This window comes from Novosphingobium endophyticum, from assembly GCF_014640675.1.
GTDB lineage: Bacteria > Pseudomonadota > Alphaproteobacteria > Sphingomonadales > Sphingomonadaceae > Novosphingobium > Novosphingobium endophyticum.
Window position 1 is genome coordinate 23,500 of sequence record NZ_BMHK01000030.1, and the last position, 21,681, is coordinate 45,180.

At 61.5% G+C, this 21,681-nt stretch carries 16 protein-coding genes, 1 tRNA gene and 3 pseudogenes; 13 read left to right on the forward strand and 7 right to left on the reverse strand.

Going from position 1 to position 21,681, the window contains the following annotated elements:
- The first annotated feature begins 20 nt into the window (after positions 1 to 20).
- From IEX32_RS16530 to fumC, 3 genes are all read left to right on the forward strand, one after another.
- Entirely contained in the window at positions 21 to 821 is an 801-nt protein-coding gene (locus IEX32_RS16530) for an enoyl-CoA hydratase-related protein (protein ID WP_188772655.1), read from the forward strand.
- Complete coding sequence (locus tag IEX32_RS16535; RefSeq protein ID WP_188772656.1) at positions 818 to 1,582, forward strand: enoyl-CoA hydratase/isomerase family protein; 765 nt, start codon at positions 818 to 820, stop codon at positions 1,580 to 1,582. The genes IEX32_RS16530 and IEX32_RS16535 overlap by 4 nt, the downstream gene beginning before the upstream one ends.
- 72 nt (positions 1,583 to 1,654) lie before the next feature.
- Positions 1,655 to 3,034, forward strand: coding sequence for a class II fumarate hydratase (gene fumC, locus IEX32_RS16540; protein ID WP_188772657.1), 1,380 nt, complete (start codon positions 1,655 to 1,657; stop codon positions 3,032 to 3,034).
- Positions 3,035 to 3,070: 36 nt separating this feature from the next.
- On the opposite strand, the gene IEX32_RS16545 is transcribed toward fumC, so the two are convergent.
- Together IEX32_RS16545 and IEX32_RS20730 are read right to left on the reverse strand one after the other, a co-directional pair.
- Positions 3,071 to 4,492, reverse strand: coding sequence for a methyl-accepting chemotaxis protein (locus IEX32_RS16545; protein ID WP_188772658.1), 1,422 nt, complete (start codon positions 4,490 to 4,492; stop codon positions 3,071 to 3,073).
- Positions 4,493 to 4,672: 180 nt separating this feature from the next.
- Complete coding sequence (locus IEX32_RS20730) at positions 4,673 to 4,813, reverse strand: hypothetical protein (RefSeq protein ID WP_229736433.1); 141 nt, start codon at positions 4,811 to 4,813, stop codon at positions 4,673 to 4,675.
- 169 nt (positions 4,814 to 4,982) lie between these two features.
- Here IEX32_RS20730 and IEX32_RS16550 point away from each other — a divergent pair, with 169 nt between their 5' ends.
- Together IEX32_RS16550 and IEX32_RS16555 are read left to right on the forward strand one after the other, a co-directional pair.
- Complete coding sequence (locus IEX32_RS16550) at positions 4,983 to 5,357, forward strand: MbcA/ParS/Xre antitoxin family protein (RefSeq protein ID WP_188772659.1); 375 nt, start codon at positions 4,983 to 4,985, stop codon at positions 5,355 to 5,357.
- Entirely contained in the window at positions 5,329 to 6,054 is a 726-nt protein-coding gene (locus IEX32_RS16555) for an RES family NAD+ phosphorylase (RefSeq protein WP_188772660.1), read from the forward strand. The genes IEX32_RS16550 and IEX32_RS16555 overlap by 29 nt, the downstream gene beginning before the upstream one ends.
- A 318-nt stretch (positions 6,055 to 6,372) precedes the next feature.
- Here IEX32_RS16555 and IEX32_RS16560 read toward each other — a convergent pair.
- Positions 6,373 to 6,804, reverse strand: a pseudogene (locus IEX32_RS16560) (IS5 family transposase); the annotation flags it as partial.
- Between the two features lie 380 nt (positions 6,805 to 7,184).
- Here IEX32_RS16560 and IEX32_RS16565 point away from each other — a divergent pair.
- From IEX32_RS16565 to IEX32_RS16590, 6 genes are all read left to right on the forward strand, one after another.
- Positions 7,185 to 7,258, forward strand: a tRNA-Gly gene (locus tag IEX32_RS16565).
- 195 nt (positions 7,259 to 7,453) lie between these two features.
- On the forward strand, positions 7,454 to 8,686 hold the full coding sequence (locus tag IEX32_RS16570) for a tyrosine-type recombinase/integrase (RefSeq protein WP_188772661.1): 1,233 nt from the start codon (positions 7,454 to 7,456) through the stop codon (positions 8,684 to 8,686).
- Between the two features lie 154 nt (positions 8,687 to 8,840).
- A complete protein-coding gene (locus tag IEX32_RS16575; RefSeq protein ID WP_188772662.1) occupies positions 8,841 to 10,661 on the forward strand; it encodes a type I restriction-modification system subunit M in 1,821 nt (606 codons plus the stop codon).
- 80 nt (positions 10,662 to 10,741) lie between these two features.
- Positions 10,742 to 12,643 (forward strand): restriction endonuclease subunit S, encoded by a 1,902-nt coding sequence (locus tag IEX32_RS16580; protein ID WP_188772663.1) that lies wholly within the window; start codon positions 10,742 to 10,744, stop codon positions 12,641 to 12,643.
- Positions 12,640 to 14,103 (forward strand): ATP-binding protein, encoded by a 1,464-nt coding sequence (locus tag IEX32_RS16585; protein ID WP_188772664.1) that lies wholly within the window; start codon positions 12,640 to 12,642, stop codon positions 14,101 to 14,103. Before IEX32_RS16580 ends, IEX32_RS16585 begins: the two co-directional genes overlap by 4 nt.
- A gap of 139 nt (positions 14,104 to 14,242) precedes the next feature.
- Positions 14,243 to 17,320, forward strand: coding sequence for a type I restriction endonuclease subunit R (locus IEX32_RS16590; protein WP_188772665.1), 3,078 nt, complete (start codon positions 14,243 to 14,245; stop codon positions 17,318 to 17,320).
- Here the strand turns inward: IEX32_RS16590 and IEX32_RS16595 are convergent, their stop codons facing one another.
- Positions 17,321 to 17,539, reverse strand: a complete 219-nt coding sequence (locus tag IEX32_RS16595) for a helix-turn-helix transcriptional regulator (protein ID WP_188772666.1) — start codon at positions 17,537 to 17,539, stop codon at positions 17,321 to 17,323.
- A 578-nt stretch (positions 17,540 to 18,117) separates the two neighbouring features.
- Between IEX32_RS16595 and IEX32_RS16600 the strand changes: the two are divergent.
- Together IEX32_RS16600 and IEX32_RS16605 are read left to right on the forward strand one after the other, a co-directional pair.
- A pseudogene (locus IEX32_RS16600) lies at positions 18,118 to 18,507 on the forward strand (ArdC-like ssDNA-binding domain-containing protein); the annotation flags it as partial.
- 147 nt (positions 18,508 to 18,654) lie between these two features.
- Positions 18,655 to 18,816: pseudogene (locus IEX32_RS16605) on the forward strand (phage integrase N-terminal SAM-like domain-containing protein); the annotation flags it as partial.
- A 137-nt stretch (positions 18,817 to 18,953) separates the two neighbouring features.
- Here the strand turns inward: IEX32_RS16605 and IEX32_RS16610 are convergent.
- The 3 genes from IEX32_RS16610 to IEX32_RS16620 are packed head-to-tail and all read right to left on the reverse strand — an operon-like array spanning position 18,954 to position 21,249.
- Positions 18,954 to 20,351 carry an amidohydrolase family protein gene (locus tag IEX32_RS16610; protein ID WP_188772667.1) on the reverse strand — a complete coding sequence of 466 codons (1,398 nt, stop codon included), beginning with the start codon at positions 20,349 to 20,351 and terminating at the stop codon, positions 18,954 to 18,956.
- 35 nt (positions 20,352 to 20,386) lie between these two features.
- On the reverse strand, positions 20,387 to 20,800 hold the full coding sequence (locus IEX32_RS16615) for an ester cyclase (protein WP_188772668.1): 414 nt from the start codon (positions 20,798 to 20,800) through the stop codon (positions 20,387 to 20,389).
- Complete coding sequence (locus IEX32_RS16620; RefSeq protein WP_229736434.1) at positions 20,797 to 21,249, reverse strand: VOC family protein; 453 nt, start codon at positions 21,247 to 21,249, stop codon at positions 20,797 to 20,799. Before IEX32_RS16620 ends, IEX32_RS16615 begins: the two co-directional genes overlap by 4 nt.
- Positions 21,250 to 21,681: the final 432 nt, after the last annotated feature.

The window sequence follows — 21,681 nt, forward strand, 5'->3', positions numbered from 1 at the left end:
CAAGAGAGGAAGGGAGAAGTATGGACACCCGGTTCTGCAAAGTGGAAATCGACGGCCCGATCATGACCGTGACGATCGACCGCCCGGAAATGCGCAATGCGCTTCACGGCGATGCCAATTTCGAGCTGGGCGAGGTGTTCGACCATTTCGAGGCGACGCCGCAGCTCTGGGTCGCGATCCTCACCGGATCGGGCGACAAGGCCTTTTCCGCGGGTGCGGACCTGCGCACGCCCTTCGACAAGAACGATCCGCGCGCCTTCAAGGGCATGCCCGTGCCGGAAACCGGCTTCGCGGGTCTGGTCTGGCGCTTCAACCGCCGCAAGCCGGTGATCGCGGCGGTAAACGGCTTTGCCGTCGGCGGCGGGTTCGAGGCCGCGCTTGCCTGCGACATCATCGTCTCGGCCGAAAGCGCCAGCTTCGGGCTGACCGAGCCCAAGGTCGGCCTTGCGGCGCTCGGCGGGGGTATCCAACGCATCATCCAGGAACTCGGCCCCAAGCGCGCCCATGCCATGCTGCTGACCGCGCGCAAGATCGGCGCGGCGCAGGCCCGCGACTGGGGCATGGTGGCGGAAGTCGTGCCCGACGGCGAACTGATGGTCTGCGCGCGGCGCTGGGCCGAAGAGATCACCGCCTGTTCGCCCGCCTCGATCATGGCGACCAAGGCGGTAATGCAGTCCTACTATGATCTCGGCATGGAAGCCTCGAACCGCGAGATGTTCGCACTGCCCGAAGTGCGTTCGCTGTTCACGGGCCCCGACGCGCGCGAAGGCGGCAAGGCCTTTGCCGAGAAGCGCAAGCCGGTCTGGGCGGACCCGCAATGAGCAAGCCCGCCGTCCTCGTCGAACGACGCGGGGCGATCGCGCTTGTCACGCTGAACCGGCCGGAACGGCGCAATGCCGTGACCCGGCCGGTGTGCGCCGATCTCTACGCGGCAGTGAAGGAGGTCGCCGAAAGCGATGCGCGCGTCCTCGTGCTGCGCGGGGCGGGCGAGGACTTCTGCGTGGGCGCCGACATGAAAGCCTCGGCCGAGGAGAACCGGGCGCGGCCGGGCAGCGAGCCGGGAGAATTCTACCACGCGGCGACACTGCTCCACACCATGCCGCAAGTAACCATCGCCGCGATCGACGGGGGATGCGCGGGCGCGGGCATGGGCTGGGCCATGGCCTGCGACCTGCGCTTCGCGGCGGCGCGCGCGCGGTTCTCCACCGCGTTCCTGAACGTCGGCGTGTCGGGCGACATGGGACTCGCCTGGAGCCTGCATCACATCGTCGGCGGCGCCAAAGCACGCGAGCTGATACTTTTCCCCGAACGCTTCGGCGGGAAGGAGGCGCTGGCCATGGGCCTCGTCAACCGGCTTTTCGCGCCCGACGAACTTCACGAAGCGGTGCTGTCGATCGCCGGGGATCTGGCCGCGCGCGATCCGCTGGCGCTCAGGCTGATCAAGGCGAACAGCCTGTCCGCCGAACGGCTGCCGATCGGCGAATACATCGACATCGAAACCGCCCGGCACCTGGAGACAACCGATCGCCCCGAACGCGCCCGCCTGATGGCCGAAGGCTACGCCCGCCGCAAGGACGACTGAGCCTTCGCGCTTCACACCGGGGCAATCCGTTCTTATCTCGGCCGGGTACATCCGCGACAGGACCGAGCAGCCATGACCGAGACCCGAATCGAACGCGACACCATGGGCGAGATCGAGGTCCCCGCCGACCGGCTGTGGGGCGCGCAGACCCAGCGATCGCTCCAGAACTTCCGCATCGGCGATGAGCGCATGCCGATCGCGATCGTCCACGCCATGGCGCAGATAAAGCGCGCCGCCGCCCGCGTGAACCGGCGCCTCGACCAGCTCGACCCGAAACTCGCCGACGCCATAGTCGCGGCCGCCGACGAGGTGATCGCGGGCAAGCTCGACGACCATTTCCCGCTCGCCGTCTGGCAGACCGGCTCGGGCACACAGAGCAACATGAACGTCAACGAGGTGATCGCCCGTCGCGCCAGCCAGTTGCTGGGCGGGAAGAAGCCGGTCCATCCCAACGATCACGTCAACCGCAGCCAGTCCTCCAACGACACGTTCCCCACCGCCATCCACATCGCCGTGGTCGAGGCGCTTACAAGGAAGCTGCTGCCCCGGCTTTGCGCCATGGCCGAAGTGCTGGAGGACAAGGCGGCGAAGTGGGCCGGCATCGTCAAGATCGGACGCACGCATACCCAGGACGCAACTCCGCTGACGCTGGGGCAGGAGTTTTCCGGCTACGCGGCGCAAGTGCGCGGCGGCATCGACCGGATCGAGGCGACGCTGCCCGGCGTATGCCACATCGCCCAGGGCGGCACGGCGGTCGGCACCGGCCTCAACGCGCCACGAGGATTTGCCGAGGCGATCGCGGCGGAACTGGCCGAGGCGACCGGCCTCCCGCTCGCCACCGCACCCAACAAGTTCGAGGCACTCGCCGCGCAGGACGCGCTGCTCTTCATGCACGGCGCGCTCAATACGCTGGCCGCCTCGCTCTACAAGATCGCGAGCGACATCCGCCTGCTCGGCTCCGGTCCGCGAGCGGGGCTCGGCGAACTGGCGCTACCCGCCAACGAGCCCGGTTCCTCGATCATGCCCGGCAAGGTCAATCCCACCCAGTGCGAGGCGATGACGCAGGTCTGCGCGCAGGTCTTCGGCAATCACGCGGCGCTGACATTCGCGAGCAGCCAGGGCCAGTTCGAGCTCAACGTCTACCGACCGCTCATGGCCTATAACGCGTTGCAATCCATCACGCTGCTCACCGATGCCGCGCAGAGTTTCCGCGAACACCTGCTCGAAGGGCTGGAGCCGCGCGAGGACAATATCGCCGCCGGCGTCGAGCGCTCGCTCATGCTGGTCACCGCGCTGGCCCCGTACATCGGCTACGAAGCCGCCGCGAAGATCGCGAAGGCAGCGCAGGAAAGCGGGCGCACGCTACGCGAAGTCGCTGTAGGCAGCGGGGCCGTTTCAGCCGAGGACTTCGACCGGATCGTCAGGCCGGAGACGATGACCGGCCCCGACTGACGCGCCGTCGCGGTCGGCACGCTCTCCGCCCGCCGTTCAGAACTCGGACCAGTCCTCGTGAGGTTCAATGACCTTGAGGGCAGTGGCCCCGACGCTCACCGGCGGCACTGCCTTGGGACGGCGCGCGGCCTTTGCGGGCGGCGGCGGGCTGACTCGCCTGGCGATATCGGCGGACCGCGATTGCCGGCCCGTTTCGAAACGGCTGACGATGTTGGTAAGCTCGCGCGCCTCGTCGGTCAGCGAGCGGGCGGCGGCCGTCGATTCCTCGACCATCGCGGCGTTCTGCTGCGTCACGCGGTCAAGATCGGCGACGGCGGCGTTGACCTGATGCAGGCTGGCGGCCTGCGACTGCCCGCTCGATGCGATGTCCGAAACCAGCGCGTTGATCTCGCCCACGCGCGAGACGATCTTGGTCAGCAGCGTGCCCGTCTCGCCGACGAGGCCGACGCCCGATTTGACCTGCTCGGTCGACGCGGTGATGAGCGCGGTGATGTCCTTCGCGGCATCCGCCGAGCGCTGGGCCAGCGCGCGAACTTCGTTCGCGACAACCGCGAAGCCCTTGCCGGCATCCCCGGCCCGCGCGGCTTCCACGCCGGCGTTGAGCGCGAGCAGATTGGTCTGGAAAGCGATGCCGTCGATAACGCCGATGATCTGGCTGATTTCCTCGGCCGAACGCTCGATGGCGCCCATGGCGTCGACCGCCCTGGCGACGACCGCACCGCCCTCGGTCGCCTCGACATGCGCGTTGGTGATCGACTTCTGCGCTTCGACGGCGGCTTCGGCTGACCGGTTCACGCCCTGCGTCACCTGATCCATCGTCGCGGACGTTTCTTCGAGGCTGGCCGCCTGCCGTGCGTTGCGCTGCGAGAGGTCGTCCGAGGCGCTGTGAATCTCCGAGGCGCCGGTAAGTACCGCGCTGGCGCTCCCGCGAACCGCGGCCATTGCCGCCGCCAGCGAATCCACCGCATGGTTGAAATCCCGCCGCAGCTCTTCATAGGCTGCGGGGAACGCCGCCCTGATCTGGCAGTCGAGCTGGTTGCTCGCAAGCGCCTTCAGTCCGCGGCTGAGGACTTCGACCAGAGCCTGCTGATCCTCTCGGCCCTGTTCGGCCTCGGCGGCGTTGTCGCGGAATGTCGCCATGGCCTTGGTCATGCGGCCGACGCAATCGCGATATTCAGTGTAGGCTATCTCGCTGCGGGTATCCCCGGCGGCGAGCGCCTCCATGCGCTCGACCGTGTTCACATAAGGCGTGCAGATCAGGCGCGAAGCCAGCAGGACGGTGGCGATGGTGCCCGCAAAGGCAAGCCCGACGGTGCCGAGCAGCACCGCCCCCGGCAAGCCTTGCGTCAGCGCGAGCGTCGTGGTGACCACTCCGACGCCGGCAAGCCCGGTGTGCACGGCCAGCAGGGTCGTGAACTTCGAGCGGATGGATGCCTCTTTCTCGAACCACTCGAGCATCTTCGTGCCTCTCTGCGTTGGATTTACCCTGAAATCACCGGGGTAACTCGCGTTGTAGCCGTTTTCTTCTCCCGGCGTCTTAAGCATGAAGCGGTGTAATCTTGGCGACCGGCCACTATGTGAAACCACATAGCGCCCTCTTCGGCATCGTTCAGCATGTCGCGGACGCGGGAATGCGCTTTAAAAAGGGGTGCCGCCGTCGATGTCGCGGAGCAGATCGTCAACTGGCTCGATCGGGGAGGGGCTGATGAAGGGGACCGGTTTGCCCGAGATGGAATTTTCCGCCTGCGTCAGCCTGAAGAAGGTCTGAGGTCGTTGCACCACCTTCCTCATCAAGGCGCAGCGGCCAGTTCGAAAGCGCGCGCGTCTTGAAGTCCCGCGATGCGAGGATCCCGTTGCCAGAGAAGATCACACCTGCGGACGGCTGAAAGATTTTCCTATTCAATTGAATGATTTTATGACAATCTAATCAATTGAAAGGATGTTCGCCATGGTTGCACTAGCCAATTCCAAGCGGGACAAGTCCGAGGTCCTGACCGCCGCGATCACGCGGATTGCAGATCTCTGGAGCCTGAGCAACGGTAAGCTGGGCGCGATTCTCGGCGTGTCAATGGCGACAGCTTCGAGGCTGCGCAGCGGCCAGGCCCGGCTTGATCCCACGAGCAAGTCGTTCGAGGCCGGGCAATTCCTTCTCCGTCTGTTTCGCAGCCTGGACGCCTTGCTGGGCAGTGACGATACGGCGGCGAAGCAGTGGCTGGCGACGGAAAATCTCGATCTCGGCGCCCGGCCGATCGAATTGATCAACACGATGAGGGGCCTGATCGAGGTTTGCGATTATGTGGACTTCTACCGAGCTAGAGTCTGAGCTCATCACTTACGTCGGGCGGGTCTGGCGGGTGGTCGAGGCGCAGCACCGGATCTCGACAAATCGGCTTGCGACCAATCTGGATGACCAGTTCCTGCTTGAGCAACTGGCGGAGGAAGTGAAGCCGCAAGTGCCGGAGAGTGCCCGCGGCCTCGATTTTCTGCTCGCCTCACCGTTCCGCTACGGGCACCGGCAGGAAAGCCGGTTCCGCCGTGCGGGCGAGCGCCCCGGGATCTTCTACGCCAGCGAAAGGGAAAGCACCGCGATTGCCGAGACGGCCTATTGGCGCCTGCGCTTCTTCTCGCGCTCGCCCGGATTCAGACCGCCTTCGACTACCAGCGAGTATACGAGCTTCTCGGTTCAGCTGCGCAGTGATTGCGCGCTCGACTTGACCAGGCCTCCCTTTGCGCTTTCCGCGGATTGCTGGAACGACCCGGACGACTATACCGCGTGCCAGGAAATGGCCGGGGCTGCGCGCGAGGCCGGAACGCAGCTCATTCGCAGTTTATCGGTCCGCGATCCCGCGCATGGCTGCAATGTCGTTGTCCTTGATCCGGGCGCCTTTGCCGAACGGGCGCCCAGACGCGGCAAGACCTGGCACCTGCGATTCGAGGCGGGGCAGTTGACCGCGCTGGCTGCCTTTCCCTCGGACGAGCGCTTCGTATTCGCAGCGTCCAGTTTTGGTCTCGGTGGATGAAGCTTGCGCCGTTGCCCGGATCGGCCGGGCCCTTCCGCCACTGCAGGTGCTGCCCGGGACTGGCGCATCAGCCAAGCCAGCCCATGTATGATCGGGGCCGGGTGGAGTGCATCCACCCGGCACTCCATCAGCGCTTGGCAGTCTTATCGTCGCCGTTGTCATCGACCTCATCCTCGGCGATCTTGTCCGCCGCGAAATAGGGCGGCCATTCGGCAAGCCCGCTGTTCTTGAACTCACGTCAACGTGGATCCTTGTCGTCAGCGAGGCGTTGTTGCGCAAATCGATCTGGGATTAAGGTCCCCGCTTGATGGTAGGTGGTTACGCAACGCGTTGAGTTTCGGGATTTCCGAGTTCCGTGAAGCGGTTGAGGATGGCGGCACGGATTTGCAGTTCGGCAACCTGGCGATCGAATTCGCGCGCCATGACCCGCTCGCCCAGCAGCTTGAAACAATGCATTTTGGTCTCGACGAGGCTTCGCCGGTGATAGCCGCTCCAGCGTTTTCAGATTGTCCTGCCGAGGCGGCGGCTAGCGCGGACGATTTCATTGCGAGCCTGGACGCCAGGCGTGTTTTCCGGCCACGACCGGGAGTTCCGACGGGCGGGAATGACGGCGCAGGCATCGCGTGCTGCAATAGCTTCGTGGCAGCCTTTTGTGTCGTAAGCTCCGTCAGCGCTGACCGTGGCAATGGCTTGATCCTTTGGGATCTGCCCCAGCAGTTCAGGCAACATGGGAGCATCACCGACCCGACTGCGGTAAGGATAAGGCTGAAGCGATAGGTTATGTGGGCAGAAGCGTCCGCTTTCCCAATCATCGCTCCTCAAAGGAGTTGTTCCGGAGTGTTCCAAGCTAAGCCGTTTGGACTGGAAACCGTCGCGGTCACGGGAGGTCTGCTGATGGGCAACGGGAAGTTGGTGGGATCGAAAAAGCAGGTAAGTGGGCGCAAGGCAGATATTTTCCCTGCGGGTCAGGAAGTGCTCAGCCAGCCCACCTCCCATCAAGCTGGTTGGCTGGCACTTGAGCTCATTCCCTGAATTGACCGTTTCCATGCCGTGTGCCAAAGCGCTCGCGCGCAAGCACGGTAAAAACGAGTGTAAAAGCTGTTGTTTCGTACCAGATAAGTGCTTGAAATGCGGGTGTAGCTCAATGGCAGAGCAGAAGCTTCCCAAGCTTACGACGAGGGTTCGATTCCCTTCACCCGCTCCAATTTTCGATCTCACGACATCCCAGACGCGTTTGCAACCCTAGGAAATCTGGGGTATTTTTCGGGTCAACCGGCTCGTGAAATCTCGCCTCATGCCGTGGAAGCTCAGGCAAAAGTGGGGCCTTTTCTGAAAATAGCGGGCCAAAAATTTCACGAGGCCCCCAAGGGTGGGGGCCTCGGCATGAAAGGCCCGATCTATGTCGTTGACTGATATAGCAATTCGCAGAGCCAAGACGCGTGATAAGCCCTACAAGCTGTATGATGAGCTGGGCCTCTTTCTGGTGATCTCCCCGTCAGGCTCCCGACTCTGGCGAATGAAGTTCCGTCATGGCGGATCTGAGAAGAAGCTGAGCTTCGGCGCGTACCCCCAGGTGAGCCTGCGCGACGCGCGCAAATTGCGAGACGACGCACGCGACCTGCTCGCAGAAGGCAAGGACCCCGCCCTTGAGCGGCGGCGCGATAAACTCAGAGCGGGCACGCTGGCGGAAAACACCTTCACCAGCATCGCTAACGAATATTGCCGCAAGCGGCGCCGCGATGGTGATAGAGCGTGGGCACCGGCCACCGCTGCGCGCTGCGAATATCTGCTCAGCCTGCTGGACAACTCGATCGGCAAGATGCCGATTCATGAGATCGAGCCGATCGACGCCCTTGCTGCAATCCGCAAGATCGAGAAGCGGGGCAAGCTCGAAAGCGCGCGGCGCACGTTGCAACTGGCCGGCGCCGTGTTCCGCTATGCCGTCGCCACAGCCCGGCTGCGGTCAGACCCCACACGTGATTTGCGCGGGGCGCTGACCGCCCCAACGGTTACACATTACGGGGCAATCACCGATGCCAGTGAGGTTGGCGACCTGCTCAGGGCCATCGATGGCTACGAAGGCCTGGGCATGACGAAATGGGCACTGCAACTGGCACCACACGTGTTTGTGCGCCCAGGCGAGCTGCGCCATGCGCGATGGGATGAGATTAACTTCGAAGCGGCACTATGGACCATCCCGGCCGAGAAGATGAAGATGCGCAAGCCGCATCATGTGCCGCTCTCGCGTCAATCGATCGCAATTTTGCAGGAAATCCAATCCATCACCGGGTCTTCGGGCTACGTTTTTCCGTCGATGCGGTCCCGAACGCGGCCAATGTCGGAAAACACCCTCAACGCGGCGCTGCGCCGTCTGGGTTATGCCAGCAACGAAATGACCGGGCACGGCTTTCGGGCGATGGCGAGCACTCTGCTCAACGAATCGGGCAAATGGTCCCCCGATGCCATCGAACGCGCGCTCGCGCATGGGGACAGCGACAAGGTGCGCGCCGCCTACCATCGCGGCGCGCATTGGAAGGAGCGGGTTGCCATGGCGCAATGGTGGTCCGATCTCTTGGACTCATTGCGGAGCGGAGCCACCGTCCTTCCCTTTCCGGGGGTAATGGCTGGCTGAGCCGAACTTTCCTCGCGACCATTTTCACAGCCTAGCGGGTGAGCAGTAGCTGGACCGACGGGCCGGCCCAGCTCTCGGCGTTCCACCAAAGGTGAGCGAGAATGTTGCTCGGCGAACTTCGGTGATGCATCAGGGCCTCAGGGGAGTCACCGGCTTGAACCATCAATCGCTTTCAATTTTCATTTGGTCAGTCGCTGATCTGCTGCGCGGTGACTACAAGCAGTCAGACTACGGCAAGATAATTCTGCCCTTCACCGTCCTGCGGCGGCTGGATTGCGTGCTGGAGTCGACCAAGGCCGCCGTCCTCAAGGAAGCCGAGGCAGGCCGTCCCGATCCGTTCCTGTTGCGCGCGGCCGGGCAAAACTTTTTCAATCGTAGTCCGCTCGATCTCGCCAAGCTGGTCGGCGATCAGGACAACATCGGCACCAACCTGCTTTCCTACATTCAGGGCTTTTCGCCCGAGGTGCGAGACATCTTCGAACAGTTCGAATTCGCGGCGCAGATTGATCGGCTGGCCAAGAACGGCTTGCTCTATCAGGTGACTGAGCGCTTTGCCCGGATTGACCTCCACCCCGCCAGGGTGAGCAACAACCAGATGGGTCTCGCATTCGAGGAACTGATCCGCAAGTTCGCCGAAATCTCGAACGAGACGGCCGGTCACCACTTCACGCCTCGCGAGGTCATCCGGCTGATGGTGAACCTCCTTTTTGTGGAAGATGATGACGTGCTGTCAAAGCCCGGCGTCGTTCGGAGCATATATGATCCAACGGCTGGCACGGGCGGGATGCTTTCAATCGCAGAGGAATATCTGCTCGAACACAACCCCGACGCCCAGCTCACCATGTCGGGCCAGGAACTGAACCCCGAGTCCTACGCGATCTGCAAGGCTGACATGCTGATCAAGGGGCAGGACATCACCCGGATCGTTCAGGGCAACACCTTGTCCGACGACGGTCATCACGGTCAGACGTTCGACTACATGCTCTCCAATCCACCGTTCGGCGTGGAATGGAAGAAGGTGCAGAAGGAGGTCGAGGACGAGCACAAGCGGCTGGGCCATGCCGGCCGCTTCGGCCCCGGCCTGCCGCGTGTGTCCGATGGCTCGTTGCTATTCCTGATGCATCTGCTTTCCAAGATGCGGCCGTGGACGGAGGGCGGTTGTCGCTTCGGTATCGTGCTGAATGGATCACCCCTGTTCACGGGCGGGGCTGGCAGCGGGGAAAGCGAAATCCGTCGCCATGTGTTGGAGAGCGATCTGGTGGAGGCGATCATCGCCCTGCCCACCGACATGTTCTACAACACCGGTATCGCCACCTACGTCTGGATTCTGTCCAACAGGAAGCCAGCCGAACGCGCGGGCAAGGTGCAGTTGATCGACGCCAGTTCCTTCTGGCGGAAGATGCGGAAATCGCTGGGCAGCAAGCGCAAGGAGATGAGCGAGGGACAGATCGCCGATGTCACCCGCCTGTTCGGTTCCTTTGTCGAGGCTGACCTGGCCATCGTGCTGGATGCCGATGGCAAGGAATTGGCGCGCGAGATCGTCCCTGCCGGTGATCAGCTCCCATCCGCACCGGAAGGCGGCAAGGTCAAGCTGGCCCCACTCTCCCGCATCTTCGGTAACAAGAGCTTCGGCTATCGCACTATCACGGTGGAGCGCCCCTTGCGCGATGAGGCTGGCAAGGTGGTGCTGGGCCAGCGCGGCAAGGCGAAGGGCAAGCCCCAGCCGGACAGCAGCCTGCGCGATACCGAGAATGTGCCGCTGGCCGAGGACGTCGAGGCCTATTTCGCCCGCGAGGTGCAACCCCACGCGCCCGACGCATGGATCGACCACGACAAGACCAAGATCGGCTATGAGATCCCGTTTAATCGGCATTTCTATGTGTTCGAGCCGCCCCGGCCTCTGGCTGAGATCGACGGCGAGCTGGCGGTGGTAACGGCGCGGATTCAGGCGATGCTGGCGGACCTGGCGGCGTGAGTGTGCCTGCTTATCCAGAGTACAAGGAAAGCGGGGTTGCGTGGCTGGGTGTGGTGCCGAGCCATTGGGATTGCCCACCGATGAAAGCGGTGTGCGAACTGAACCCTTCGAAGAATGAGGTTACTTACCTGCCGGAGGACACGGAATTATCGTTCTTGCCCATGGAGGCGATTGGCGAACGTGGCGAACTCGACCTCTCTCGTACACGCCCAATTGGTGAAGTCAGCAATGGCTATTCGTACTTTGCGGATGGCGATGTTGTATTCGCGAAGGTCACACCCTGCTTCGAGAATGGCAAAGGCGCCTTGATCCAGGGGCTCATTGGCGGCCGAGGGTTTGGAACGACTGAAGTAACGGTGCTTCGCCCCAAGCAAGCAAGCGACGCACACTTCTTGCGTTGGCTCACAGTGTCTCGGATATTCCGTGACCCTGCGACTGGCGAGATGCAGGGCGCAGGTGGACTGAAGCGCGTTCCAGAATCGTTTGTTGCCTCATTCAAAGTGCCATGGCCGCCATCGGCCGAACGCAACTCCATCGCCACCTTCCTCGACCGGGAAACGGCGAAGATTGATGCGTTGGTGGCCGAGCAGGAGCGGTTGATCGCGCTGCTGAAGGAAAAGCGGCAGGCGGTCATCTCCCACGCCGTCACCAAGGGCCTGAACCCCCACGCCCCGATGAAAGGCAGCGGTATCGAATGGCTGGGTCAAATCCCAGCCCATTGGGATGTCAAGCGGTTGCGTCATGTCGCATCCCTGAACCCCTCCAAAAGCGAAATTGCCGATTGGGAACCCGAAACCGAAGTTTCATTTCTCCCCATGGAAGCAATCGGCGAGGATGGTGGCTTGTCACTGGAACGAACCCGCCCGATCGCGGATGTCCTGACCGGCTACACATATTTTCACGAAGGCGATGTGACGGTTGCCAAAATCACCCCATGCTTTGAGAACGGCAAAGGGGCGGTCATGCAACAGTTGGTGCAAGGGGTCGGATTTGGGACGACCGAACTTATCGTTGTCCGTCCTCATCAAGATTTTATGTCATCGGCCTATCTAGATTGGATTTTCAGATCTCAGCCCTTTCGCGCTCTAGGCGAGGGTTCGATGTATGGAGCCGGAGGGCAGAAACGCGTGCCAGATGATTTTGTGCGCAATTTTGCGATTGGTTTTCCTCCTCGCCACGAACAAACAGAAATCATCGCTTATCTTGATCGCCTAGCACGCCGATTCGATCAACTTGCAGGTGAAGCCCAATCCGCCATCCTCCTCCTGCAAGAACGCCGTGCCGCGCTGATCTCCGCCGCCGTCACCGGCAAGATCGACGTGCGCGGGGTGACCTCGCAGAGCAATGTCATCTCCATCGACTACGTGCGCCCAGCATCGAATTTACCAACATTGCGCGCCGTGGTTGGCGCTTACGCCATCCGCGAACTTGGACCGATGGGGCGCATGGCTGTGATGAAGGCGGGCTATCTTGCCGAAGGGCACGCCGGGTTTGGCGATCTGAACGGGCGATATGAGCGCTACGCCGCTGGTCCATATGACTCAAGCCTGATCGAGGCGATGCAGAACGGGGCTTGGGAAAGCTACGGCATTTTGACCAATGAACCCCGAGACGAGGGCAAGCCGGTCACTTACAATGTTCCCAAGGACTATCAGCCTCCCTTCAACGCATTGTCGGCTTTGGTGGGGGAAGACCGGGCGCGGCGATTTCTCGCGTTGCTGTCCTTGCTCAAGGGCATCGGCAGGGACGGCGTAGAAGCGGTCGCCACGCTCTATGCGGTGTGGAACGATCTGCTCGCGGCCAGCAAAACTGCTGATAGCGATACCATCTGCAACGGCGTCCTCAACGACTGGCACCCTGAGAAGACCAAGAAGTTCAAGCGCGCCGATCTCGATCACTGGCTGGCGTGGATGCACCGCAATAACTTTGTGCCCGATGGCACGGCACCGAGCACCCACCACCAAGGAGACTTGTTCGCATGAACGAGGAACAGCCCGGCTATCTGGAACGGCTGGTCCGCGAACTCACGCGCCTGCCCGCCGAAACCGAATGGCTGGAGTTCAAGGAAAACAATGCCGAACCCGAAAGGATCGGCAAGACCATCTCCGCGTTGTCCAACGCTGCCACGCTGGAAGGGCAGGACAAGGCTTATCTGGTCTGGGGCGTGCGCGATGCCGATCATGCCATCGTCGGCACGAATTTCGTTCCAGGCACCGCCAAGAAGGGCAATGAAAATCTTGAAGCCTGGCTGGTTCGCTGCCTGAGGCCGCGCCTCAACATCCGCTTTCATTCGCTGGCCATTGATGACCTCTCCGTGGTGCTTCTGGAAATTCCCGCCGCTGCGAATGAACCGACCAAGTTTGATGGGCGCGAATGGGTCAGGGTCGGCTCGACCAACCAGCCGCTTGGTGACCTTGGCGACAAGGAAGCGGAACTCTGGCGGCAATTCGATCGTCGGCCATTTGAAACGCTGATCGCCAAATCCGATTGCGACGGCGCGCAGGTGGTCGATCTGCTGGATTACCGGGCCTATTTCGACGGCGTGAAGGTGCCCTTGCCCGAGGATCGCGCCCGTATCCTCGATCGGCTAGCGGAAGATCGCCTGATTGCGCCTAACGAGGCGGGGCATTTCGACATCACAAATCTGGGGGCGATCCTTTATGCCCGGCGGCTGGGGGATTTTCCCACTATCTCCCGCAAAGCCGTCCGTGTGATCGTCTATCGCGGGCGGGATCGAATTCAGACCGAGCGCGAACAGGAAGGTGGTCGCGGTTATGCCGCCGGCTTCGAGGGTCTGATGGAATGGATAGATGGGCAATTGCCGCGTAATGAACAGATCGGACAAGCTCTGCGCCAGGAGGTGCCGCTCTATCCCGAACTGGCCGTTCGCGAACTGGTGGCGAATGCCCTGATCCATCAGGACTTCAGCATCGACGGCACCGGTCCTACGGTGGAGATATTCGCTGGTCGGATTGAGATTACCAATCCTGGCGCTCCCCTGATCGATCTGGATCGGCTGCTCGATCATGCGCCCCGTTCGCGCAACGAAGGGCTCGCCCGCTTCATGCGCCGTATCGGCATTTGCGAGGAACGGGGCAGCGGCATCGACAAGGTGGTTTTTGAAACAGAAGTCCACCAGCTACCGGCGCCGGTCTGGGAACAGCAGGATCATGCTTTCCGGGTTACGCTCTTTGCACCCAAAGCGCTGCGCGACATGGATCGGCAGGAGAAGATACACGCCTGTTATCTCCATGCCTGCCTGCGTCATGTAATGCGCGAACTGGTCACCAATTCCTCGCTGCGAGAGCGTTTCGGCGTGGCTCCCGGCAATGCCGCCACGGTTTCACGGATCATAAAGGATACGCTCGGCGCTGGGCTGATCAAACCCTACGAAGAGGGGCAGGCCAACAAGAATGCCCGCTACCTGCCGTGGTGGGCGTGAGTTTCTTTGATGGGTATTTGATTGCACCCCCACCCCCCGGGGGGAGGGGGTGGGGGGAATCGCGGTTTTCCGGGGCTTTTGGGGACGCCATTTATTTGACGGCCAATTGCAGCGGGTCTGCTCCCAGGAAAGGATGGGCATGAACGCGCTGCACCGGGAAATCAGCTTCGAGGACGAAATCTGCGCGGACCTCGACGCGGCGGGTTGGCTTTATGATCAGGGTTCGGCCGTTTGCTACGACAGGATGCGGGCGCTGTTTCCTGAAGATGTGCAGACTTGGCTGGAAACGACCCAGCCGCAGGCATGGGAGGCGCTGACCAAAGCACACGGCCATGCGGCCATCGATGTGCTGTGCGATCGGCTGCGCAAGTCGCTCAACGATCGTGGCACGCTCGATGTCCTGCGTTATGGCGTGGAACTGATCGGGGTAAAGGGGCTGGTCAGCCTGGCGCAATTCGCGCCGGCCTCCGGCATGAACCCGGACATCGTGGCGCGCTATCAGGCTAATCGCCTGCGCGTGGTGCGGCAACTGCGCTATTCCAAGGCCAATGAGAACTGCATCGACATCGGCCTGTTCCTCAACGGAATTCCTGTCGCCACCGCCGAGTTGAAAACCGATTTCACACAGTCAGTCGGCGATGCGATCGACCAATACAAGTTTGACCGTTCCCCTCGGGGCGAGCCGCTACTGGCCTTTGCGAGCGGTGCGCTCGTCCACTTCGCGGTCAGCAACCGCGACGTGATGATGACCACCAAGCTGGACGGGGGTGCCACACGCTTCCTGCCCTTCAATCGCGGTAACCATGGCGGTGCGGGTAACCCGGTGGGCGGGCCCAGCCATCCAACCTCGTATCTGTGGCAGGAGGTCTGGCAGCGCGATAGCTGGCTGGAAATCATTGGCCGCTACATGATCGCTCGGCGCGACAAGAAGAAGCAGATCAGCGGGATCATCTTCCCCCGCTACCATCAACTCGACGCTACTCGCCAACTGCGGGCTCAGGTCAAGTCGGAAGGGGCTGGCGGCCGCTTCCTGATTCAGCACAGCGCCGGATCGGGCAAGACCAACTCCATCGCCTGGTCAGCCCATTTCCTCGCTGATCTGAACGATGACCAGGACACCAAAATCTTCTCCAGCGTCATCGTGGTGTCCGACCGCAACGTGATCGATGCCCAGTTGCAGGAGGCCCTGTTCGAGTTCGAGCGCATCAAGGGCGTTGTCGCCACCATCACCAGCGATAGCGGCAGCAAGAGCGCGGCGTTGGCCGAGGCGTTGGACGCGGGCAAGAAGATCATCGTCTGCACCATGCAGACATTCCCCTTCGCGCTGGAAGCAGTGCGAGAACGCGCGGCCACGCTGGGCAAGCGCTTTGCCGTGATCGCCGACGAGGCCCACAGCAGCCAGGCCGGCGAAACCGCCGCCAAGCTCAAGGCCGTTCTAACGCCGGAGGAAATCGAGGATATTACCGACGGCGGAGAAATCAGCACCGAGGATTTGCTGGCCGCGCAGATGGCCGCCCGCGCTTCTGCCGACGGCGTTACCTATGTTGCCTTCACCGCGACGCCGAAAACGAAAACCATCGAGTTGTTTGGCCGCCGACCTGACCCCGCGCTTCCCGTTAACGAGACGAACAAACCTGCTCCGTTCCACGTTTATTCGATGCGTCAGGCGATCGAGGAGGGCTTCATCCTCGATGTGCTCAAAAACTACACCCCCTACCGGCTGGCCTTCAAGCTGGCCAATGGCGGCGAGGAGTGGGATGAGCAGGAAGTCGAGAAAAGCGCGGCCATGAAAGGCATCATGCGCTGGGTTCGCCTACATCCCTACAACATCGCGCAGAAGGTGCAGATCGTCGTCGAGCATTTCCGCGAGAACGTCGCATCACTATTGGAAGGCAAGGCCAAGGCGATGATCGTACTGGGCAGCCGGCTTGAGGCTGTGCGATGGCAGATGGCCATCGAGAAATATATCAAGTCGCAGGGATACAAGATGGCCACGCTGGTGGCTTTCTCCGGGGAAATCAACGAACCCGGTGGCGCTGGGGAGGCGCTGTCAAAAACCAGTGCCAAGCTCAATCCCAGCTTGAGGGGCCGTGACATCCGCGATGCCTTCACTGACGAAGATTGCAAGATTCTGCTCGTCGCCAACAAGTTCCAGACCGGCTTCGACCAGCCACTCCTTTGCGGGATGTATGTTGATCGGCGACTGGCCGGTATTCAGGCAGTGCAGACGCTATCGCGCCTCAACCGCGCCCATCCGGGCAAGGATACAACCTATATCCTCGATTTCGTGAACAGTTCGGAAGAGGTGCTCCAAGCCTTCCGGCAATACTACGAAACGGCCGAGATCGAGGCCGCAACAGATCCCAATCTGATCTTCGATCTGCGTGCCAAGCTGGATGCCTCTGGCCATTATGATCAATATGAGATCGACCGGCTGGTGAAGGTGGAACTCGATCCTTCCGCGACGCAAGGCCAGTTGATCGCCGCACTTGAGCCAGTGGCTCAACGCCTCCTCCATTTGTTCAAGGATGCCCAAGAGCGATACAAGGTGGCGCAGGACAAGGCGGAAAAGGACGAGGCCCGCGACGAAATGAACGCCCTGATCCTGTTCCGCAACGATCTGGGCGGGTTCGTTCGTATCTACACCTTCCTGTCGCAGATTTTCGATTACGCCAGCACCGAGATTGAAAAACGCTTTCTGTTCTACAAGCGCCTTATTCCGCTGCTGCAATTCGGTCGTGAGCGTGAAGGCGTGGATTTGTCCAGCGTAAAGCTGACACATCACAACCTCAAGGATCAGGGCAAGCGGAACCTTTCGATCACCGGTGAGCGTGTCCCGTTGCCGCCGATCACCGGCGTCGGCTCGGGGAGCGTTCAGGACAAGGAGAAGGCCCTGCTGGCGGAAATCATCGCCAAGGTAAACGATCTCTTCGAGGGCGAACTCACCGACGACGATCAATTGATCTACGTGAACAACGTGATCAAGGGGAAGCTGCTGGAGTCCGAAGCCTTGCGGGTTCAGGCACAGAACAACACAAAGGCTCAGTTTTCCGCCTCGCCCACATTGTCGAACGAAATCCTCAACGCTGTGATGGATGCCCTCGTCGCGCATGAGACAATGAGCAGCCAGGCTCTGCACAGCCAGAAGGTTCGCGATGGGTTGAAGGAAATCCTCCTCGGGCCAGGCGAACTCTATGAGACCCTGCGCAGAGCATGATCACGGCCACGATCGGACATCGTCAACCTGATAGAACATAGGATTGCGCATCCATTCGTTGACCGCTGACTCCCGCCATCCGGCGCAGCGGGCGGCGATGCGCACCTGTCTGGGAAAGGTGCCATCCTGGATTTTCCGGTAGAGGGTGGCGCGGCTGAGCCCGGTGCGATCGAGTACGGTGTTGAGGCGTAGGATGCGGTCGGGAGGCTGGTCAGTCATCATGCGAATGTCCTGAGTTATGATCGGTCGTCTTGTTGCAATAAGCCAAGAATTGAGACCAAATTTCTCAGGGTCAAGGCTCCCAAATGAGCCCTTCTGAGCCGCACTTACGCCAGGATATCCGTGGAGAACCCACGCGACCCCTTCTTTGCGAAAAATAAATTTCCACGAGAGTTCAAGAAGGCGTCTCAGGCCGTCTCGGCCTGACCGCGCTCTACTTGCGCTGCGCTCCAGCCGAGCCGCCTTCGGCGTCTCGTCGGCATGGCCGTGACGATCGCGTGACGCGTTCCGGTCCGCCTTGAGCGGTCCGGTCGGGATGCGCTGCATCCCTTTGGCGGTCGCCGCGCTGGTGGCGCGGCGGCGTGGTGCCTTCGGCGTCAAGGTGGCGGGGGGGCGTCACGGACCCGTAGCCCCGCCTCGACGGGGCGCAACCCGTCCGCTTTGCTCCCGGGTGCTCCTCTTCGTTCCGCCCCTTCGGGTGCGCCCCGCCTTTAGCCGGCGGGGCTGTTGGTCCGCTCCTGCCGCCCCCCGCCACCCTGGCGCCGGTCAATGGCGGTTGAAGGAAGGAGTGAAGGACCATGAGCACGTCAGACCGTCAGAGCCTCTATGGCGAGGTTACCGCCAAGATCATCGCAGAGCTGGAGGAAGGAAGGCTTCCATGGGTGCAGCCGTGGGATGCCACGCGGTGTCCCTGCACGATGCCGCACAATGGGGTATCGGGCCGGGTCTATTCCGGCATCAATATTCTGATCCTTTGGGCCTCCGGGATCGAACAGGGTTACGCATCGCAGCGCTGGCTTACCTACAGGCAGGCCGAAAAGGCAGGCGGTCATGTCCGGCGCGGGGAGAAGGGAACGGTCATCTGCTATGCCGACCGTTTCACACCTCGGGACGAGGCAGAGAAGGCGCGGGGCGAGGATCGCGAGGCACGGACGATTGCGTTCCTGAAGCGCTTTACCGTGTTCAACGGCCAGATGTTGTGAAAGTCCGGCGTACGACGCGCTACGATTGAGTGCCGCAGCCTGGAGGCAGACTCTTTCGGCTCCTTCAACCGAGGAGACGAACGATGACAAATACAGCCCCTCAATCTCCCGCCCCGGTCTCTGCGTGAGCGGATGATCGAGGACATGAACCTGCACCGCCTCTCCCGTGCGACGCAGCGCAACTACCTGCGCGACGTGTCGCGGTTCGCGACGTGGCTGGGCCGGCCGCCGGACACCGCGACCGACGAGGATCTGCGCCGCTACCAGATCGAGCAGACCGAGACCGGCATTGGCGCACTATGCTGGCTGCTGCGCGGCGATCGGGGACATGGAAAACCGCTTCTGCCGCTGAACTTGTCCAATATCGAGAATCGGAAGAATTCACCGCCGCCGTGATCGGCTTCCTCGCCGACCAAACACCTAATTCACTGCTAGGTGGAAGGTATCATTGGCCAGCGATACGGAACGGTTAAGTTGCTCCGCCGAAGCAGGTCGAGCGAGCCCTCGCTGACAGCACGTTGCAGCAAATCGACATCCACCGTCACGCATTTGCCAGCTTGTACGACCGCTTTGCCGGCAACGAATACGTCGCGTACGCTACGCCCATCGGTGCCCCAGATCAGCTGGGTCACCGGATCGCCCTTCGGTGACCAGTTCATCGCGGAATTGTCATGAATGACAATATCGGCAGCCTTACCCACCTCAATCGATCCGATCTCGTGCGCCATGCCAACAGCTTCAGCGCCGCGGATCGTCGCCATTTCCAGAACCTCATGCGCACCGAACCAAGAAGGATCTATTCGGGTGTCCTTTGCAAGCCCGGCTGCGAGCGTGGCCTGGCGCAGAATGTCCGTTTGATCTCCAGCATTGGCGGAATCACAACCGAGGCTGATGCGACCGCCACGCAAGAAGATTTCTGCATGTCGCCCCGCTCGGCTGACTCCCTGTCCGAGCCGGAAATAAGCCCAGGGGCAATAGGCAATCGCTGTCCCCGTATCGAGAACCAGATCGACTTCCGAGTCGTCGAGCCAGACGCCATGAGCGATCAGCAAGTGGCGACCAAGCACACCGATATCCTTTAGATGCTGGATAGGCCTGCGACCGTGGCGTTCCAGATAAAGTTCAGGATCGGCATTGGTCGGGGACATGTGCATCGTCATGCCTACTTTGCGCGATCGTGCCAGCGCCGCCGCACCCGCCATGAGATCGTCGTCAGCCGTTCCGTGTCCAATCAGCGTCACCCAGCCGGTGACCATTCCGCCGGGTGGGAATGCGTCCAACACCGCGCACTGGTGTGCGAGTACCTCGTCTGCGCTCCCTGAGAATGGTCGTCCCTTGATGCTCGATCCCCAAAGGCCCGTCGTCGCTCGGATTCCGACCTTCGCCACCCCTCGCGCAAGACGCTCAGGATTCGATACCGAGCCGGCCTCGACTACCATTGTCACGCCATTAAGCGCGCTCGAGACCGCCGTCAGCGTGGCGCCTAGTTCCTCATCGTCCCCGGTATGCATGCGGCCCATCGGGATAGCCCAATCCCGGATCGCCTGCGCTGACGTCCAAGCGTCTGGGACGCAACTACCGACGAGAGTGTCGATGGTAAGATGCTGATGGCCGTTAATGAAACCGGGCGTGACGACGCCCCCAGCAGCATCGACGACCACAGCCGGGCGGTAAGCCCCGCGCAATCGGGACGTTGAACCTACAGCTACGATCCGATCGCCAGATACGGCAATTGCGCCGCCGACAAGCACTTCGCGTTCAGGATTCATCGTCACGATGTCGCCGTTGACGATCAAAAGGTCAGCGGGCGATGGTACGGCTTCGGTCATTAACACCAATTCCTCGACTCGCCGTGGTACGGCGATCAACCTTCCATCTGCCGGCGCGATACGGCGCTGTCACGATAATCGGTTCGGCGCGCGATTAATCCGTCCTGCACCTTAAAGTGAAACATGCCACGAGTTTCGATACGCCTAAAAGGCTGTTTTCCCTTCCAGTTGTAACGCATTCGATACGCCACGGCCGCCTGATCGCCCTCGACAATCATGTCGACGATCTCATAGTGGAGCTCCGAAAACTCGGCCAGGAAGCCCTGCAGCCGCTGGCGGTAAGCATTGCGACCTGCAAGACTGAGGCCATCTTCGGCGATATGCTCGTTAACAAAGTCAGGGGCCACGCGGGAAGCAATGGCATCCGCATCTCCCGCATTCAAGGTCGATATATAGGCAATGACGGCGGTGCGAGTGTCATTGTCGCGTGTCAACTTCTCGTCGGTCATGGACTGCCCCATAACTCTCGAATAGTGCTGTAGACCTTCTGATCATAGGAGAACTCGACGACGTTCCCATCGGGATCGAAGATCGAGCACGCGTAACCAACCGTTTCGTCGCGCTGGGAGGCAGGGGAGCGCAAAATGCCCCGTTCAGCGCCCAGTTCCGAGATCGCGTCGACCTCTTCTCTGCTCGGCAGCTCGATACCAATATGCGCGAAAGGTGCCAGCGTAGGGAGCGGCTTTCCGGGCTCGAAGTTGAAGCGCTGGCTCAGTTCAGGCCCGAACTGGGCAAGAACGAGAACAAACGGTGTCTCGACCTGCTTGTCGTTCGATAGCCATCCGATCTTGTTTCCTTCGCTTTCCCGCCTTTGGACGACGACCAACGGTGCCACGTCAGTGTAGAATGAGAGTGATCTTTCGAGGTCAGATACTTGGAACGCAAGGTGCGTCCACATCGGCCTCTCGGGGGAACCAGATCGCATCATTGAAGCTCCTTCGTGCTATCGGCTGCGGCCAGCGTATGTGGCCAGATGTAAGGCGGTCAATCCGATCGATCCTGGGAACAAGTTTTCTGGCGTCGCAGTCCAAACGGCCGTATCGTTTCCGATGGACCCTGTTGCCGGAGACAATGTCTCGGGGCTTTGCGCAGGATCCACTGGAACGCACCCTCAGATGGACCTGACCAGGCGCTGCTCTGCGGCCACGAGGATGGTCTGCACCCGCGTGCGCACCCGCACATCATGTGTCGTGGGCAACTGCTTCTTCTCATGGCTTTCTTGGGATCAGGCTGATGGTGACTTTCTTGATCTCCCCGCCTGAAAAGTTATCCGGCACTTCGGCATCCTCGATCAGCGGCGCATCAGGCGCCCGGCCGATGTAGCTGGACG

What these genes read in the sequence shown, in the direction of transcription:
- IEX32_RS16580 (WP_188772663.1), top strand. Translation starts at nt 10,742, where the DNA reads ATGAAAGCGGTGTGCGAACTGAACCCTTCGAAGAATGAGGTTACTTAC.
- IEX32_RS16620 (WP_229736434.1), bottom strand. Translation starts at nt 21,249, where the DNA reads ATGTGGACGCACCTTGCGTTCCAAGTATCTGACCTCGAAAGATCACTC.
- IEX32_RS16545 (WP_188772658.1), bottom strand. Translation starts at nt 4,492, where the DNA reads ATGCTCGAGTGGTTCGAGAAAGAGGCATCCATCCGCTCGAAGTTCACG.
- IEX32_RS16530 (WP_188772655.1), top strand. Translation starts at nt 21, where the DNA reads ATGGACACCCGGTTCTGCAAAGTGGAAATCGACGGCCCGATCATGACC.
- IEX32_RS16535 (WP_188772656.1), top strand. Translation starts at nt 818, where the DNA reads ATGAGCAAGCCCGCCGTCCTCGTCGAACGACGCGGGGCGATCGCGCTT.
- IEX32_RS16610 (WP_188772667.1), bottom strand. Translation starts at nt 20,351, where the DNA reads ATGACCGAAGCCGTACCATCGCCCGCTGACCTTTTGATCGTCAACGGC.
- IEX32_RS16555 (WP_188772660.1), top strand. Translation starts at nt 5,329, where the DNA reads ATGTGGACTTCTACCGAGCTAGAGTCTGAGCTCATCACTTACGTCGGG.
- IEX32_RS16615 (WP_188772668.1), bottom strand. Translation starts at nt 20,800, where the DNA reads ATGACCGACGAGAAGTTGACACGCGACAATGACACTCGCACCGCCGTC.
- IEX32_RS16595 (WP_188772666.1), bottom strand. Translation starts at nt 17,539, where the DNA reads ATGACTGACCAGCCTCCCGACCGCATCCTACGCCTCAACACCGTACTC.
- IEX32_RS16550 (WP_188772659.1), top strand. Translation starts at nt 4,983, where the DNA reads ATGGTTGCACTAGCCAATTCCAAGCGGGACAAGTCCGAGGTCCTGACC.
- IEX32_RS16570 (WP_188772661.1), top strand. Translation starts at nt 7,454, where the DNA reads ATGTCGTTGACTGATATAGCAATTCGCAGAGCCAAGACGCGTGATAAG.
- IEX32_RS16590 (WP_188772665.1), top strand. Translation starts at nt 14,243, where the DNA reads ATGAACGCGCTGCACCGGGAAATCAGCTTCGAGGACGAAATCTGCGCG.
- fumC (WP_188772657.1), top strand. Translation starts at nt 1,655, where the DNA reads ATGACCGAGACCCGAATCGAACGCGACACCATGGGCGAGATCGAGGTC.
- IEX32_RS16585 (WP_188772664.1), top strand. Translation starts at nt 12,640, where the DNA reads ATGAACGAGGAACAGCCCGGCTATCTGGAACGGCTGGTCCGCGAACTC.